Origin of the sequence: Streptomyces sp. NPDC049627, assembly GCF_044465645.1 — a bacterium.
Taxonomy (GTDB): Bacteria; Actinomycetota; Actinomycetes; order Streptomycetales; family Streptomycetaceae; genus Streptomyces.
The window spans coordinates 27,524-42,290 of sequence record NZ_JBITLW010000021.1 but is presented as its reverse complement, the minus strand read 5'-3'; the positions used below and the strand labels follow the sequence as shown (position 1 = coordinate 42,290).

General features: G+C 71.3%; 17 protein-coding genes. 11 read left to right on the top strand and 6 right to left on the bottom strand.

Annotation, left to right across the window (positions count from 1 at the left end):
* Positions 1 to 43: 43 nt before the first annotated feature.
* Entirely contained in the window at positions 44 to 595 is a 552-nt protein-coding gene (locus ACIBU0_RS40980) for a GNAT family N-acetyltransferase (protein ID WP_398829091.1), read from the bottom strand.
* Between the two features lie 247 nt (positions 596 to 842).
* Here ACIBU0_RS40980 and ACIBU0_RS40975 point away from each other — a divergent pair, with 247 nt between their 5' ends.
* Positions 843 to 1,235: a VOC family protein gene (locus ACIBU0_RS40975; protein WP_398829088.1), complete on the top strand. Its 393-nt coding sequence runs from the start codon at positions 843 to 845 to the stop codon at positions 1,233 to 1,235.
* Between the two features lies 1 nt (position 1,236).
* On the opposite strand, the gene ACIBU0_RS40970 is transcribed toward ACIBU0_RS40975, so the two are convergent.
* A complete protein-coding gene (locus ACIBU0_RS40970) occupies positions 1,237 to 2,151 on the bottom strand; it encodes an N-acetyltransferase (RefSeq protein WP_398829086.1) in 915 nt (304 codons plus the stop codon).
* Positions 2,152 to 2,318: 167 nt separating this feature from the next.
* On the opposite strand from ACIBU0_RS40970, the gene ACIBU0_RS40965 reads away from it, so the two are divergent.
* Positions 2,319 to 3,083: a VOC family protein gene (locus ACIBU0_RS40965; protein WP_398829084.1), complete on the top strand. Its 765-nt coding sequence runs from the start codon at positions 2,319 to 2,321 to the stop codon at positions 3,081 to 3,083.
* A gap of 24 nt (positions 3,084 to 3,107) precedes the next feature.
* Here ACIBU0_RS40965 and ACIBU0_RS40960 read toward each other — a convergent pair whose 3' ends face one another.
* Positions 3,108 to 3,644, bottom strand: coding sequence for a MarR family winged helix-turn-helix transcriptional regulator (locus tag ACIBU0_RS40960; protein WP_398829082.1), 537 nt, complete (start codon positions 3,642 to 3,644; stop codon positions 3,108 to 3,110).
* 304 nt (positions 3,645 to 3,948) lie between these two features.
* On the opposite strand from ACIBU0_RS40960, the gene ACIBU0_RS40955 reads away from it, so the two are divergent.
* From ACIBU0_RS40955 to ACIBU0_RS40935, 5 genes are all read left to right on the top strand, one after another.
* The gene (locus ACIBU0_RS40955; protein WP_398829080.1) at positions 3,949 to 4,488 is read left to right on the top strand and encodes a DUF5134 domain-containing protein; all 540 of its coding nucleotides are present in this window, start codon (positions 3,949 to 3,951) and stop codon (positions 4,486 to 4,488) included.
* A gap of 185 nt (positions 4,489 to 4,673) precedes the next feature.
* Positions 4,674 to 5,345, top strand: coding sequence for a phosphatase PAP2 family protein (locus tag ACIBU0_RS40950; protein WP_398829077.1), 672 nt, complete (start codon positions 4,674 to 4,676; stop codon positions 5,343 to 5,345).
* Positions 5,333 to 5,758: a hypothetical protein gene (locus ACIBU0_RS40945; RefSeq protein WP_398829075.1), complete on the top strand. Its 426-nt coding sequence runs from the start codon at positions 5,333 to 5,335 to the stop codon at positions 5,756 to 5,758. Before ACIBU0_RS40950 ends, ACIBU0_RS40945 begins: the two co-directional genes overlap by 13 nt.
* Before the next feature lie 10 nt (positions 5,759 to 5,768).
* Positions 5,769 to 6,500, top strand: a complete 732-nt coding sequence (locus ACIBU0_RS40940) for an HAD family hydrolase (RefSeq protein ID WP_398829073.1) — start codon at positions 5,769 to 5,771, stop codon at positions 6,498 to 6,500.
* A 150-nt stretch (positions 6,501 to 6,650) separates the two neighbouring features.
* Positions 6,651 to 7,337 carry a TetR/AcrR family transcriptional regulator gene (locus ACIBU0_RS40935; RefSeq protein ID WP_398829071.1) on the top strand — a complete coding sequence of 229 codons (687 nt, stop codon included), beginning with the start codon at positions 6,651 to 6,653 and terminating at the stop codon, positions 7,335 to 7,337.
* Here ACIBU0_RS40935 and ACIBU0_RS40930 read toward each other — a convergent pair.
* A complete protein-coding gene (locus ACIBU0_RS40930; RefSeq protein ID WP_398829069.1) occupies positions 7,325 to 8,827 on the bottom strand; it encodes an LVIVD repeat-containing protein in 1,503 nt (500 codons plus the stop codon). The two genes, ACIBU0_RS40935 and ACIBU0_RS40930, sit on opposite strands and share 13 nt — an antisense overlap.
* A gap of 95 nt (positions 8,828 to 8,922) precedes the next feature.
* On the opposite strand from ACIBU0_RS40930, the gene ACIBU0_RS40925 reads away from it, so the two are divergent.
* Positions 8,923 to 9,576 (top strand): DUF305 domain-containing protein, encoded by a 654-nt coding sequence (locus tag ACIBU0_RS40925; protein WP_398829067.1) that lies wholly within the window; start codon positions 8,923 to 8,925, stop codon positions 9,574 to 9,576.
* 66 nt (positions 9,577 to 9,642) lie between these two features.
* Here ACIBU0_RS40925 and ACIBU0_RS40920 read toward each other — a convergent pair whose 3' ends face one another.
* Complete coding sequence (locus ACIBU0_RS40920; RefSeq protein WP_398829065.1) at positions 9,643 to 10,185, bottom strand: DUF6214 family protein; 543 nt, start codon at positions 10,183 to 10,185, stop codon at positions 9,643 to 9,645.
* A 156-nt stretch (positions 10,186 to 10,341) separates the two neighbouring features.
* Between ACIBU0_RS40920 and ACIBU0_RS40915 the strand changes: the two genes are divergently transcribed.
* Positions 10,342 to 11,685 (top strand): FAD-dependent oxidoreductase, encoded by a 1,344-nt coding sequence (locus tag ACIBU0_RS40915; RefSeq protein ID WP_398829063.1) that lies wholly within the window; start codon positions 10,342 to 10,344, stop codon positions 11,683 to 11,685.
* Between the two features lie 105 nt (positions 11,686 to 11,790).
* On the top strand, positions 11,791 to 13,179 hold the full coding sequence (locus tag ACIBU0_RS40910) for a nucleobase:cation symporter-2 family protein (RefSeq protein ID WP_398829061.1): 1,389 nt from the start codon (positions 11,791 to 11,793) through the stop codon (positions 13,177 to 13,179).
* Here the strand turns inward: ACIBU0_RS40910 and ACIBU0_RS40905 are convergent.
* The gene (locus ACIBU0_RS40905; protein ID WP_398829059.1) at positions 13,099 to 13,452 is read right to left on the bottom strand and encodes an ArsR/SmtB family transcription factor; all 354 of its coding nucleotides are present in this window, start codon (positions 13,450 to 13,452) and stop codon (positions 13,099 to 13,101) included. The two genes, ACIBU0_RS40910 and ACIBU0_RS40905, sit on opposite strands and share 81 nt — an antisense overlap.
* 159 nt (positions 13,453 to 13,611) lie before the next feature.
* Here ACIBU0_RS40905 and ACIBU0_RS40900 point away from each other — a divergent pair, with 159 nt between their 5' ends.
* Complete coding sequence (locus ACIBU0_RS40900) at positions 13,612 to 14,691, top strand: NADH:flavin oxidoreductase/NADH oxidase (RefSeq protein ID WP_398829057.1); 1,080 nt, start codon at positions 13,612 to 13,614, stop codon at positions 14,689 to 14,691.
* Positions 14,692 to 14,767: the final 76 nt, after the last annotated feature.

The window sequence follows — 14,767 nt, the reverse complement described above, 5'->3', positions numbered from 1 at the left end:
AGTTCCCCGCGCCCCTTTAGGGGCGCTGTCCAACCGCACATGGCTATGCGAGCTGCTTGACCAGCAGTTCGAACTGCAGGTCGTCGCGCTGCGGGATGCCGAAGCGCTCGTCGCCGTACGGGAACGGCGTCATCTGTCCCGTACGGCGGTAGCCGCGCCGCTCGTACCAGGCGATGAGGTCGTTCCGTACGGAGATCACGGTCATGTGCATCTCGGTGGCACCCCACGTCTCGCGGGCCTGCCGTTCCGCCTCCGCGATGATCACCTTGCCGAGACCGGCGCCCTGGAGTGCGGGGCTGACCGCGAACATCCCGAAGTAGGCGTGGTCGCCGCGGTGTTCGAGCTGGCAGCAGGCGACGATCCGGCCGTCCCGCTCGACCGTCAGCAACCGGCTGTCGGGCGACCCTATGACCGCCAGCACGCCCTCGGGGTCGGTCCGCTGCCCTTCGAGGATGTCCGCCTCCGTCGTCCACCCGGCCCGGCTGGAGTCCCCGCGGTAGGCGGACTCGATCAGCGCGACCAGCGTGTCCACGTCCGCGTCGGTGGCGTCGCGGAAGGTGAGTGCGGGGGCGTCGGTGGTCGCGGCGGTGTCCATGGGGCGGTTCTCCACTTCTCGGGCAGGTTCTCGGGCGCGGCTCGGGCACCGCTGAGCGTAACCCGCCACCAGCGCCTGTCCGGCGGATCAGGCCGGCTCCAAGGAACGGTGGCTCATGACGCGCAGGTGAGCGGGGTCCGGCGCGTCCGACTGCAACGCGGAGGAGACCGACGACACCGCCGCAGATGGGCGTGCCGACCCCCGCGACGCCTGCATGATCCGCCGGACAGGCCTAAGCTCCGGCCGCATGGTGCACGTACTGAGCGGACGGACCCTCCTCCACCCCACCGACCCCGAGCGCTCCCGCGTCTTCTACGGCGAGCAACTGGGCCTGGCCGTCTACCGCGAGTTCGGCACGGGCCCGGAGCGCGGCACCGTGTACTTCCTCGGCGGCGGGTTCCTGGAGGTCTCCGGCCGTTCCGAGACCCCGCCCTCCCCGGCGATCCAGCTGTGGCTGCAGGTCGAGGACGTGGCGGCGGCACACGACGAGCTGCGGGACAAGGGCGTCGAGATCGTGCGGCCGCCGGTGAAGGAGCCGTGGGGTCTGATCGAGATGTGGATCGCGGATCCGGACGGGACGCGGATCGCGCTGGTGGAGGTCCCGGCGGAGCACCCGCTGCGGTACCGGCCGGGGATCTGAGTCACCCCGGTCGGTGCTCCCAGCCGCGGTCGGTGCGGGTCAGTTCCCGGAAGCCGGCCGAGGTGAGGTGGTCGATCATCGTGCGGTCGGTGGCCGCTTCGTAGGCCAGGAGGCGGTCGACACCGCACAGGCGCAGCCAGTGGGCGGCCTGACCCAGCAGCCAGTGCTCCAGGCCCGTGCCGTACGCCGACGGGTCGATGTGCAGGTTGCCGATGTCGGCGAGGCCGCTGCCCCGGGCGTGGCGTTCGGGGCGGGACAGGACCGTGTCGACCTCGATGAAGCCGACGGCGCGACCGTCGGCGTGCGCCGTGAGGCGGGTGCCGCACTCCCCCAGCGTGCGGTCGACGGCGACGCCGGGCCGGGGCGCGTGGGGCGGCAGCTCTGCCACGTGCGCGATGAGGATCACCTCGGTGTCGCCGACATGCCGGAAGCCGGAGCGTTCGTAGAGGGCGCGGATGTGCGGCCAGGTGCGGGGCAGGCCGTGGACGGCCGGGGCGGGGATCTCGCCGCTCGCGTACCGGGCGCGGACGTTCCAGCGGGCCAGCTGGGCCAGGCAGGCGCTCATCAACAGGTCCGCGGCCTCGTCGGAGTCCGGCCAGAAGGAGGCCGGCGGACGGCAGACGAACCAGTCGATCTCACCGATGTCCCGGTACCGCGGGCCGACCTCGTCGTCCGCCCGGTAGCGCAGCAGGTGGGCGGCGGCCACGACGTAGCCGCGCTGTTCGGCGACGAGGGTCACGCGCTCGCTCACCCAGGGGTCGGTGATGAACTCGTCGGGCTGCCGTTCCAGATCGCTGAGCACCGTGTTGACGGAGACGGAGGCACCGGGGACGACGGCGGCGACGTGCTGGTTGATCAGCTCGGTGAGCTGGTCGCGGTCGGCGCGGCGGAAGGGGCGCACCTCGAGTGCGGGCATGCGGGACCTCCGGTCGGAGAACGGTGCCGGGAGGCCGCCATACGGTGCGGTACGGGGTCGAGCGTACGGCGGTGACGGCGCCGGGCTCCAGTGGGTTTCGCCGGATGGCCGGGGCCCGGGGCGGGGCTTAGCGTGCTGGAGGGGGCTTTCCGTGCGGAAGGAGCGCCATGAGGCTCGACAAGCCGGTGACCGGTGGGCCCTGCTGGACCGAGCTCGGAACCAGCGACCTGACCGCGGCAAAACGGTTCTACGAGGGGTTGTTCGGCTGGCGCGCCGAGACCGATCCGCGTCAGGAGGCCGGCGGCTACACGATCGCGCACCTGAGGGACGCGCCGGTGGCCGCGCTGACGCCGCTGTACCAGGAGGGGCAGCCGGTGGCCTGGAACGTCGCGTTCGCGGTGCCGGACGCGGACGCCGCCGCGGCGCAGGTGACCGAGGCCGGCGGCACGGTGCTGGTCGGTCCGATGGACGTGTTCGACGTGGGCCGCTTCGCGGTGGCCGTGGACCCCACGGGCGCGGCCTTCCAGCTCTGGCAGGCGCGGGCGTTCCCGGGCGCCGGGTTGCTCAACGCACCCGGCTCGCTGGGCTGGGTGGAGCTCATGACCCGGGCGCCCGAGCGGGCCGTGGAGTTCTACACGACGGTGTTCGGCTGGAGCGTGAACGCCTCGGAGCACTACACGCAGTGGGGCATCGACGGCGCCGACTTCGGCGGCATGGTGACGATGGACGACAAGTTCCCGCACGAGGTGCCCGCGCACTGGCTGCCGTACTTCGCCGTGGTGGACGTCGACATGACGGCGGCGGACGCGACGGAGGCGGGCGGCACCGTCCTCATGGAACCCACCTCCGTCCCCGACGGTCCGCGCATCGCCGTCCTGCGGGACCCGCAAGGGGCGGTGTTCGGCGTCTACCGTGCGGCCGACGAGGACTGAGGTGTTCCGGCACTCCCGTCGGGCTCAGGCGCGCAGCGCGCCCAGCCGTCCCTCCAGCTGGCTCAGCAACTCGCCGAGCAGGGACGCCAGTTCGTGCTGCCCATGCGGGTCGAGGCCGGACAGTACGGTCGTCTCGTAGGCGAGTTGTTCGGGCAGGGTGCCGTCGACGAGGTCCCGGCCGGCGTCCGTGAGGCGGACGTGGGCGACTCGGCGGTCCCGGCTGTCGCCGCGGCGCTCCACCAGTCCGCGTTCGGTCAGCTGCTTGAGGCGTTTGGTGACGGCGGCGCCCGAGGAGAAGGTCTCGCGGGCGAGTTCACTGGGGGTCAGCTCGTGGCCGGTGCGGCGCAGCGCGCCGAGCAGGTCGAACTCGGGGCGGCTGAGGCCCGCGCGGCGCAGGGGTGCGTCCTCGGCCTGCTGGAGGAGGGCGGCGCAGCGGTTGATGCGGCCGATGATCTCCATCGGGCCGGTGTTGATGTCCGGGTGGACGGCCTGCCACTGCCGGACCACGCCGGCAACCGTGTCCTGTCTCGTCCCGGTCGGCCCGCCGTTCGTCGCCGTCATGGCCGTATGCCCTCCGTTGCGTCGCTGCCGGTGCGCTGGTCCGGGTGCGGCGCTCGGCTCCGCCCCGTCGCCGCGAGCGTACGGGGTGTGGTCCGCTCGGTGCGCACGACCCGCTGCCAACGCCGCTCGGGTACGGCCACCGCGGCGAGCAGGCCGACCGGTGTGCGAGCAGAGTGTCCCTCAACACCGCGGTGACCTGTCGTGCTCCGCCGAATGCTCCCCGTGTACATCCTTGCGCTCGCGTGCGCGCCGCACGGTCAGGGCATCGACGCACTGTCCGGACCGTCGAGCGGGGAGGGTGCGTGTGCACGGACCGGCTTCGCACGGCTGGCTGTTGGTCGCGCTGTGTGCGGCGACCGGGGCCTACTGTCTGCTGCGGATGCGCAGCCGCGTCGAGGAGCAGCGCCGGGCGGCGGGCAGCGAGGCGCTGATGGGCTTCGGCATGGCGGCGATGGCGGTGCCCGCCGCCGTGTTCACGCCGCCCTCGTGGGCCTGGCCCGTCTACGCGGCCGTGTTCGGCGCGGCCGCCCTGCACGCGCTCTGGTCGGCGCGGGCAGGCACCCATCATCTGCACCACCTGGTGGGAGCGTCGGCCATGGTCTACATGGCGGTCGCGATGGCCGCCGCGCCCGGACACGAGGGCGGGCACGGCGGTTCCGGCGTCCCGGGGGTGACGGGCGCTCTGCTCCTGTACTTCACGGGCTACGTGCTGCTGTCCGGTGCCCGGCTGGTGCCCGTCGCCGCCGCCGGCGCGGAAGTCGCGTGGGGCGACCGGCCCGAGCTGGCGCGGGCCTGCCGGCTGTCGATGGGGATCGCCATGGTGGCGATGCTGCTGACCCTCTGAAACGGCAGTTGCCGGTGGCGCGCAGGCCGGGCCCAACGGCGAGGGGGTAGCCGGGGCTCCCGCTGGGCACCCGGTTCCCGTCGGTGGGCCCGTTCCCTCGCTCCGCCGGGTCGTTCTGCAGCGGGGTGTCGCAAACCGGGACCCGGCATTGGCCTCTCGCCCCACCAGTCGGCGAGGATCGCAGTATGCACACCCAGTCCGTCGAGTCCCCGCCCCGCCCGCCGGCCGAGCGCGGCAACGCCCGCTGGGCCGCTGCTCTGGCGCTCTGCTCCGCGCTGCTGCTCGCCCTGGTCGCGGTCCGGTGGTATCCGCTGATGACCTTCGACAGCGACATCGCCGAGACCACGCACCGCTGGGCGGTCGACGAGACCGGCGTCACGCACACGTTCCGCATCCTGACGGACTGGGTCTGGGATCCGTGGACGATGCGCATCCTGGCAGCGGCGGTCGCGCTCTGGCTGGTGTGGCGCAGAGCCGCACGCTGGACGGCCGTATGGCTGGTGGCCACATGTGCGCTCGCCACACTGATCCAGCAGACCCTCAAGGCTCTGGTCGACCGCTCGCGCCCCGTCTGGCCGGACCCCGTCGACTCCGCCCACTACGCCGCCTTCCCCTCCGGCCACGCCATGACGGCCACGGTGGTGTGCGGCCTCCTGCTGTGGCTCCTGCACCGTCACGGCGCCGCACGCGCCCTGTGGCGTACGGCCGTCGCCGTGGCCGTGGTCTCCGTGGCGGGCGTCGGTCTGACCCGGGTGTGGCTGGGCGTCCACTGGGCCACCGACGTCGTCGGCGGCTGGCTGCTGGGCGCGCTGGTCGTGGTCCTGGCGGTGGCGGCGCACATCCGGTGGCGGACCTGACCGCGCCCGAGCGCCGCTACGGCTATGCGGGGCCGGACGAGCTGAGCACCGTGGTCCGCCCGGAGGCCGAGGGCCGGGTCGTACGGTCGTCGGCCGACCTGGGCGCCTGGCCGGCGGAGTGCGCGGCGGCCGAGCGGGACGAGCCGTTCACGTATGTCGTCGGCACGGAGGGATGGCTGCGGCTCGCCGCTCGCCGGAGCGAGCACGTGGCGTGTGCCGCGGGCGGTGACGTCCTGGGCGCCGGTAAGATGGCCTTCGAGTGCGGCCCGGGGGGCTGGTCAGCCGTGGAGATTCCGGCACTGTGCGCTGCGCGCCGTGCGCAGTGGGCCGACTGCGCCATCGTGCGCGACGGCGACTTCGGCTGCGCGTTCCGTGGCAGCGATCTTCCCGCGCACTGGAACCTCGCCCCGTAGGATCCGCACCATGACCGCAGTCCTGTTCGATTTCTCCGGAACCCTCTTCCGTGTCGAGTCCACCGAGTCCTGGCTGCGCGGGGCGCTCGCCGAGGCGCAGATGGAGCTGGACGAGGCCGAGTTGACCGAGGCGGCGCAGGCGCTGGAGGCGATGGGGGCGCTGCCGGGCGGGGCGGACCCCTCCTGGCTGCCCGAGGACGTGGCGAGCGTCTGGGGAGTGCGGGACAAGAGCGCGGAGCTGCACCGGGCCGCCTACACCGGCCTCTCCCGGCAGGTGCAGCTCCCCGACGACCGCTTGCACGACCTGCTCTACGACCGCCACATGGCACCGGCAGCCTGGCTGCCGTACCCGGATGCCGCCGACGTACTGCGGACTCTGCGCGAGCGGGGCATCGGCGTCGGGGTGGTCAGCAACATCGGCTGGGATCTGCGGCCGGTGTTCCGCGAGCACGGGCTCGACCCGTACGTGGACACCTATGTGCTGTCGTACGAGCACGGCGTCCAAAAGCCCGACCCCCGGCTCTTCACGGTCGCCTGCGCGGCGCTCGGCGCCGATCCCCGGGACGTCGTCATGGTCGGCGACAACCGCCGGGCGGACGGCGGTGCGGCGGCCCTGGGGTGTGCGGTGCACTTCGTGGACCATCTGCCGGCGGCTCAGCGACCGGACGCGCTGCGGCCGGTGCTGGATCTCGTGGGCGCGGCCCCGCAGACCGACGGCACCGGCCCTCGGACGGAAAAGTAGCCTCCGGCCACCATCTCGACACGCTCGCCGGCCTCGGACGATCCCCCGCGTCGCCCGAGGCAGGCGGCTGCCCCGACCAGGCCGTATCGAGGCCGGGCCGGAAGCACTGAGTATAGTTGGCTGGCAGCCAGTCAACGCAGGAGTTACAGGATGTCCCCGCGAAGCGCCTCGGTCAATGAAGAGTTGCGGCGGCGTTCGCGGGAGCGGCTTCTGCAGGCGGCCGTGGAACTGGTCGGCGAGCACGGCTACGAGGCCACGACGCTGGGCGACATCGCGGACCGGGCGGGCTCGGCGCGCGGTCTGGTGTCGTACTACTTCCCCGGCAAACGCCAGCTGGTGCAGTCCGCCGTGCACCGGCTGATGCACCGCACGCTGGAGGAGGCGCTGGAGCGCGAGCCGCACCGCGAGGACGGCCGGGAACGGATGGCCCGGGCCATCGACGCGATCCTGGGCCTGGCCCGGGACCGGCCCGTGCTGATGCGCCAGCACATGGCGGGGATCCTTCAGGGCGAGGGCTTCGTGCAGTGCCCGGAGCAGCGGCGCCTGGCCGAGCTCCTGCGGGACACCTGCGTACGGTACGGCTCGCCGGACGTCGACGCCGACTACCCGATGCTGCGCGCCCTGCTCATGGGCGCGGTCTACGCGGCGCTGGTGCCCGGGGTGCCGATGTCCGTGCCGGTGCTGAGGGCCGAGCTCTTCAAGCGCTACCGGCTGGAGTGGGAGATGGGCGTCCCGCCGGACTCGGGGGCCGAGCCCGGCGGGACGTGCGACACGGATCTGTCACGGTTCTTCGCGACCGGGTCCGCACCCGGCTGCCCGGACGGTCAGTCGAAGTAGTCCGGCTGCGTCTGGACGTTGAGTTCGCGCAGCTTGACCCAGCGGGCCGGGTCGGTGCGCCGGTCGTTGATCTTCAGGACGTCGAAGCCCCGGGCGATCTCGTTGGAGTAGATGTAGCCGTTGTAGTAGTACGCCGACCACGATCCGCCCGTCTTGATGGTGTCGGTGGTGAGCGGGCCCCGGTCGAAGTAGGCGATCTCCTTCGGGTGGGCCGAGTCGGTGAAGTCCCAGACGGAGATGCCGCCCTGGTACCAGGCCTGGACCATGAGGTCGCGGCCCTTGACCGGGATCAGCGAGCCGTTGTGGGCGACGCAGTTCTCGGTGTCCGCCTGGTGGCGGGGGATCTTGAAGTAGCTGCGGAAGACGAGCTTGCTCTTGTCGCCCTTGCCGACGATGTCGTAGATACCGTCGGCGCCGCGGTCCGGGCCGATGGCCGCGTTGCAGGTGGCCGCGCTGCCGCCGCCCAACTCGTCGGTGAAGACGACCTTGTTGGCCTTCTGGTTGAAGGTCGCCGAGTGCCAGAAGGCGAAGTTCACGTTGTCCTGGACCTGGTCGATGACCTTCGGGTGCTCCGGGTCGGCGATGGAGAAGAGGATGCCGTCGCCCATGCAGGCGCCCGCCGCGAGGTCCTTCTCGGGCAGCACCGTGATGTCGTGGCAGCCGGTGGTCTTGGAGACACCCGGGTTGGTGGGCGCGCCCGGGTTGCCGCCGCCGTCCGGGCCCTCACCGGGGAACAGCACCGGGAAGCCCACGACCGCCGCCTTCTCCGGGGCGTTGCGCGGCACCTTGATGACGGAGATGCCGTCGTGCGGCGGCTGGCAGTCGGGGTAGGTGGCGTTCGGCGAGTACGAGGAGACGTAGATGTAGACGTTCCGGCGCTCGGGCACCAGCGTGTGGGTGTGCGAGCCGCAGGCGGTCTCCACGGCGGCGACGTACTTCGGGTTGGTCTTGTCGCTGATGTCGAAGACCTTCATGCCCTCCCACGACGACTTCTCGGTCGCGGGCTGCGTGGTGCTGTTGCAACTGCTGTCGCTGCGCGAGGAGTCGGTGGACAGGAACAGCAGGTTGCCGGAGACCGAGACGTCGTTCTGCGAGCCGGGGCACAGGACCTGGGCGACCGTCTTCGGTGACCTCGGGTTGCTGATGTCGAAGATGCGGAAGCCGTCGTAGTTGCCCGCGAAGGCGTACCTGCCCTGGAAGGCGAGGTCCGAATTGGTGCCCGGCAGCACGTCCTTGGGGATGTTGGCCAGATGCTCGATGTTGTCGGAGTGGACGATCTCGTCCTGGCCCGGTATCTCGCCGTCCGCGAGAGCCTCCCGCACTTCGGCCCGGGTGCTCTCGGAGACCTTCTGCTCCTTGGCGGGGCCGTCCCCCGGGTCGGGGGTCGCGGCCGCCGGCTGCGCGGTGAGCAGCGCGCCGAGGAGTCCGGCAGCGGCAGCGGCAACTCCCAGGCGTCTGCGACGCGTTCGGGGATTGCTTAACAGGATCACTGTTTCCTCCCTTGTCCGTTCGCACTGGAACGGTTCATGCAAGCCCGAGTATCGTCTGCGGCATGCACATATCAACAGGGGGCAATGAACATGTAATGAGGACGGCCTTACTCCGGGCACCCGTCTTCACTGCCGCGCTGACCGCCCTGACCGTGCTCGCGCTCGGCGGCTGCGACTCCGGGACCAAGCCGGCGCGGGAGAGCGGGCCTTCGGTGATCGTGCCCGGAAAGCCCGGCGAGGCGAACCGGAAACTGTCCGCCGAGGAGGCCGCGCGGCAGCGCGCCGAGGACGACTCCCCCAACTCGGCGGACGTCACCTACGCACGGATGATGATCATGCACCACCAGCAGGCCCTGGAGATGACCGAACTCGTCCCGGACCACGCCGAGTCGGCGAAGGTCAAGGCCCTCGCCGAGCGGATCGCCGCCGCACAGGGCCCGGAGATCACCGCCATGAAGGGCTGGCTGAAGAACCACGGCAAGACCGAGAAGGCCGACAGGAGCGACGGCCACGAGCACGCCTCGATGCCCGGCATGGCGACCGAGGCGCAGCTTCGCAAACTGCGCGCCGCACAGGGCAAGGCGTTCGACCAGTTGTTCCTCACGCTGATGATCACTCATCACGAGGGGGCGATCACCATGGCCACGGACGTGAAGGGCCAGGGCAACAACATCCAGGTCGAGGAGATGGCCGACGAGGTGGTCGCCCAGCAGACGAGCGAGATCACCCGCATGCGGGACATGCTCTGACCGACCCGCACGGGACGGCCTCCGCCTCCTGCCCGCCGCGTGCGACCCCCGCCTCCGAGGTCGCGTTCAGCGGCGGGCCCGGCGCCGCGTCAGGAAGCCGGCGTCGCGCGCCTGCCCGATCAGCCTGAGCGACTTCCGGCGACCGTGGCCCGTCGCGCTCATCACCGCGAGGACGGGGTCGATGCCCTGCTCCTGGGCCGCCCGGTACTGCTGCGCGACCAGGCGGCACCCCTCGACACCCCCGGGCCAGTCCGACCCGGCCCCGCTCGGCGCGGCGTCCGCGTCGCCCGGTTCACCGGTGTCCGGTTCGGTGCCGTCCGGTACCGAACCGATCCCGCACGCGTCGAAGAGCGGGCCCTCGATCCAGTCGGCGAGCGCGGCGAGGTCGTCGAGGGACAGCGCCGGCTCGGCCCGTACGTCCTCGATGGAGACGCACCCCCCGGTCACCACGGCATGCGCGTCGACCCGGGCGCCGTCGCCGAACTCCAGCCGGACACCGAACCACGTCGTGGCACCGGCACCGTCCCGCACTTCCCACGCGGGCCACACGGAGACGGTGCCCTCCGCCGGACGACGATCGGAAAGATTAAGAAAGGATGCTTCCAGCACACACGCAACGTAACCGCATGATCACATTCCATACTGAACGAACACGCGTCCCGGACGGCGGACAGCACCCTGTCAGCGGAGCGGCAGCGGTGCGATGCTGGACTCGAGAGCGACTCCTGAAGATCCCCGATGAGCCCTCGGACAAGGAGTTCCGCCGTGCTTCATGTCGCCGTCGTCGGCTCCGGGCCGAGCGGGTGCTACACCGCCCAGAGCCTGGTACAGCAGGACCCCGACGTGGTCGTCGACGTCCTGGACCGGCTGCCGTGCCCGTACGGACTGGTGCGGTACGGGGTGGCGCCGGACCACGAGAAGATCAAATCTCTCCAGAACAACCTGCGGACGGTCCTGGAGCACGACCGGGTGCGGTTCCTCGGCGGCGTCCAGGTCGGCCCGGGCGGGGTGCCGGCCGCCCGGCTGCGGGAGCTGTACCACGCGGTCGTGTACTGCGTGGGCGCCGCCACCGACCGGCACCTCGGTATCCCCGGCGAGAACCTGCCGGGCAGCTGGTCGGCGACCGAGTTCGTGTCCTGGTACAGCGCCCACCCGGACGCCGTCGACGACGGTTTCGTGCGCGGCGCGCACTCCGCGGTGGTCATCGGTGTCGGGAACGTCGCGGTGGACGTCACGCGGATGCTCGCGCGGGGCACGGCGGAGCTGACTCCCACCGACATGCCGCAGGCAGCGCTCACCGCCCTCGCCGGGAGCCGGGTCACCGACATCAGCATGGTGGGGCGCCGCGGCCCCTCGCAGGCCCGCTTCACCACGAAGGAGCTGCGTGAGCTGGGCACGCTGCCGGACACCGAGGTGACCGTGGACCCCGCCGAGCTGGGGCGGGACCCGGCGTACGTCGACACTTCCGGACTGCCCGCACCGCAGCGCCGCAACGTCGAGGTGCTGCACGGCTGGGCCGAGTCCCCGCCGCAGGATTCCCGCCATCACATCCGGCTTCGCTTCTTCCTGCGGCCCGTCGAACTCCTCGCCGCCGCAGGGCGCGTGGGCGCGGTGCGCTTCGAACGGACAGAGCCCGACGGGCAGGGCGGGGTGAAGGGCACGGGCCACTACGAGGACGTCGAGGCCCAGCTGGTGCTGCGTTCGGTGGGTTACCGCGGGGTGCCCCTGGAGGGACTGCCCTTCGACCCGGCGACCGGCACGGTGCCGAATCTCGCCGGGCGCGTCGTGCGCGAGGGCCTGGTCGCGCCGGGCGAGTACGTGGCGGGCTGGATCAAGCGGGGACCGACCGGCGTCATCGGCACCAACCGCCCGTGCGCGAAAGAGACGGTGACGTCGCTGCTGGAGGACGCCTCGGTGCTCGTACAACGAGAACTGCGTGCGGATCCGTTTACGGCACTGCGCGCGGAAGGCATCGAGCCCGTGGAGTGGACGGGCTGGCAGGCCATCGAACGGGCCGAGGCGGAACTCGGTGCGTCTCTGGGCAGGGGCGTGGTGAAGCTCCCCGACTGGCAGTCACTGATGACCGCAGCGCACGGCACCACCGTTTAGGGACGCGGGGAACTGCGCGACCAGCCACAGACGGCCCGCACGGAGCAACGAATCAGCAACACCCCCGAAATCAACAATCTGTTCAAGGAGCCTACGGTCTCGCCCATGGCTGAAACCGCACCCCTGCACCCCGTCGACGAGATCCCGCCCAAACGTCAGTTGGCCGCCTTCGGCCTCCAACACGTCCTCGCCATGTACGCCGGCGCCGTCGCCGTCCCGCTGATCGTCGGGGGCGCGATGAAACTTCCGCCCGCGGACCTGGCCTACCTGATCACCGCCGACCTCCTGGTATGCGGCATCGCCACCCTCGTCCAGTGCATCGGCTTCTGGCGCTTCGGCGTACGGCTGCCGATCATGCAGGGCTGCACCTTCGCCGCGGTCTCCCCGATGGTGCTCATCGGCACCACGGGCGGCGGACTGCCCGCGATCTACGGCTCGGTGATCGTCGCGGGGCTCGCCATCATGCTGCTGGCACCGGTCTTCGGAAAGCTGCTCCGCTTCTTCCCGCCCCTGGTGACCGGCACCGTGATCCTGATCATCGGCCTCTCGCTGCTGCCGGTCGCGGGCAACTGGGCAGCGGGCGGCGTCGGTTCGGCGGACTTCGGGGAGCCGAAGAACCTCGCGCTGGCCGCGTTCGTGCTCGCGGTGGTGCTCGGTGTGCAGCGGTTCGCGCCGGCGTTCCTCAGCCGGATCGCCGTACTGATCGGCATCGCGGTCGGGCTCGCGGTGGCGGTGCCGTTCGGCTTCACCGACTTCAGTGGGGTCGGGCAGGCCGACTGGGTCGGGATCAGCACGCCGTTCCACTTCGGGGCGCCCGCCTTCGAGTTCTCGGCGATCGTGTCGATGCTGGTGGTGGCGCTGGTGACGATGACCGAGACGACCGGTGACCTGATCGCGGTCGGCGAGATGACGGACCGCAGCATCGAGCCGCGCTCCCTCGCGGACGGGCTGCGCGCCGACGGCCTGTCGACGGTGCTGGGCGGCGTCTTCAACACCTTCCCGTACACGGCGTACGCCCAGAACGTGGGCCTGGTCGGCATGACCCGGGTGCGCAGCCGCTGGGTGGTGGCCACCGCGGGCGGGATCCTCGTCCTGCTCGGCCTGCTGCCCAAGCTGGGCGCGGTGGTGGCGGCGATCCCGGCGCCGGTGCTGGGGGGTGCGGGGCTGGTGATGTTCGGGACGGTCGCCGCGAGCGGGCTGCGAACCCTCACCCAGGTGGCCTTCCAGGGCAACAACAACCTGACGGTGGTGGCCGTCTCCGTGGCCGTGGGCATCTTGCCGGTCGGCGTGCCGACGGTCTACGAGAAGTTCCCCGACTGGTTCCAGACGGTGATGAACAGCGGCATCAGCGCGGGCTGCCTGACGGCGATCGTGCTGAACCTGCTCTTCAACCACCTGCCCGCACAAGCGGGTTCAGGCGTCGGCGAGGCGGTCGGCCTGGCGGGTGGCGGCTCCGAGGAGGGCGTCGAGAAGTCCCGGGAAGAGGCTGTCTAGGTCGTCCTTGCGCAGCCCGTTCATCTTGGCCGTGCCGCGGTAGATCTGCTGGATCACGCCGCTCTCACGCAGCACCCGGAAGTGGTGCGTGGTGGTGGACTTGGTGACGGGCAGGGCGAACTGCGAACAGGTGAGCTCGTCGCCGACGGCGGCGAGCTCCCGCACGATCTGCAGCCGCATCGGATCGGACAGCGCGTGCAGCACGCCCTCCAGACGGATCTCCTCGCGCGTCGGGTGCGGGAGGTCTCGGCTGCTGACAGCGGGGCTGGTCACGGCGGCTCCACTTCACTCGGGTTCCCTCGGGTCCCCTCGCTCGGGTTCCCTCTCTCGGGCTTCCCCATTGTACGAGACTTCTCGTAGTTTGACAGTTGCCGTACTACGATGCCTATCGTACGAGTCGACCACCGGTCCCCGTGACGAATGGAGTCCGCCGTGAGTGCGCTCTTCCAGCCCTATGCCCTGCGCGATGTGACGATCCCGAACCGGGTGTGGATGCCGCCGATGTGCCAGTACTCGGCCGCCCCGGAGGGACCCGACACGGGCGCCCCCAACGACTGGCACTTCGCGCACTACGCGGCCCGCGCGGCCGGCGGCACGGGGCTGATCATCGTCGAGGCCACGGCGGTCGGCGCCGAGGGCCGGATCTCCCCCTACGACCTCGGCATCTGGAACGACACCCAGGTCGAGGCGTTCCGCCGGATCACTCGGTTCCTGGTGTCGCAGGGCACGGTTCCGGGCATCCAGCTGGCCCACGCCGGCCGCAAGGCATCGACCGACCGGCCCTGGAAGGGCGGCGCGCCGGTGGGGCCGGACGCCTACGGGTGGCAGCCGGTGGCGCCGAGCGCGATCGCGTTCGCCGACGGGCATCCGGTGCCGCGGGAGCTCACGGTCGCCGGGATCCGGGACATCGTGGGGCAGTTCGCGGACGCCGCGCGCCGGGCCCTCGCCGCCGGCTTCGAGGTGGCCGAGATCCATGGCGCCCACGGCTATCTGATCAACGAGTTCCTCTCGCCGTACTCCAACCACCGCACCGACGCGTACGGCGGCTCGTACGAGAACCGCACGCGTTTCGCCCTCGAAGTCGTGGACGCCGTACGGGCGGTGTGGCCGGAGGACAAGCCGCTGTTCTTCCGTATCTCGGCGACGGACTGGCTGGAGGACGACGGCTGGACCGCCGACGACACGGTCCGCTTCGCCGCCGACCTCCAGGACCACGGCATCGACCTGCTCGACGTGTCCACCGGGGGTAACGCGGCCGGCGTGCGGATCCCCGTCGGGCCGGGTTACCAGGTGCCGTTCGCGGCGCGGGTGAAGGCCGGGACGACCATGCCGGTTGCCGCGGTGGGGTTGATCACCGACGCCGAGCAGGCCGAGAAGATCGTCGCGAACGGCGAGGCGGACGCGGTGCTGCTCGGGCGGGAGTTGCTGCGTAGTCCGTCCTGGGCGCGGCAGGCCGCTCGGGAGCTCGGGGGTGATGTGCACGTGCCCGAGCAGTACCACCGGTCTGTTTGATCGCCTACTCGTCGGGGTGGCTTGTCTCGTTGGGCGGCTGTGGGTCCGTGGTGGTTGCTCGCGCAGTTCCCCGCGT

Coding starts and splice junctions, on each gene's coding strand:
- ACIBU0_RS40910 (WP_398829061.1), top strand. CDS start 11,791: ATGGCTGAAACCGCACCCCTGCACCCCGTCGACGAGATCCCGCCCAAA.
- ACIBU0_RS40960 (WP_398829082.1), bottom strand. CDS start 3,644: ATGACGGCGACGAACGGCGGGCCGACCGGGACGAGACAGGACACGGTT.
- ACIBU0_RS40980 (WP_398829091.1), bottom strand. CDS start 595: ATGGACACCGCCGCGACCACCGACGCCCCCGCACTCACCTTCCGCGAC.
- ACIBU0_RS40940 (WP_398829073.1), top strand. CDS start 5,769: ATGACCGCAGTCCTGTTCGATTTCTCCGGAACCCTCTTCCGTGTCGAG.
- ACIBU0_RS40950 (WP_398829077.1), top strand. CDS start 4,674: ATGCACACCCAGTCCGTCGAGTCCCCGCCCCGCCCGCCGGCCGAGCGC.
- ACIBU0_RS40925 (WP_398829067.1), top strand. CDS start 8,923: ATGAGGACGGCCTTACTCCGGGCACCCGTCTTCACTGCCGCGCTGACC.
- ACIBU0_RS40975 (WP_398829088.1), top strand. CDS start 843: ATGGTGCACGTACTGAGCGGACGGACCCTCCTCCACCCCACCGACCCC.
- ACIBU0_RS40935 (WP_398829071.1), top strand. CDS start 6,651: ATGTCCCCGCGAAGCGCCTCGGTCAATGAAGAGTTGCGGCGGCGTTCG.
- ACIBU0_RS40965 (WP_398829084.1), top strand. CDS start 2,319: ATGAGGCTCGACAAGCCGGTGACCGGTGGGCCCTGCTGGACCGAGCTC.
- ACIBU0_RS40970 (WP_398829086.1), bottom strand. CDS start 2,151: ATGCCCGCACTCGAGGTGCGCCCCTTCCGCCGCGCCGACCGCGACCAG.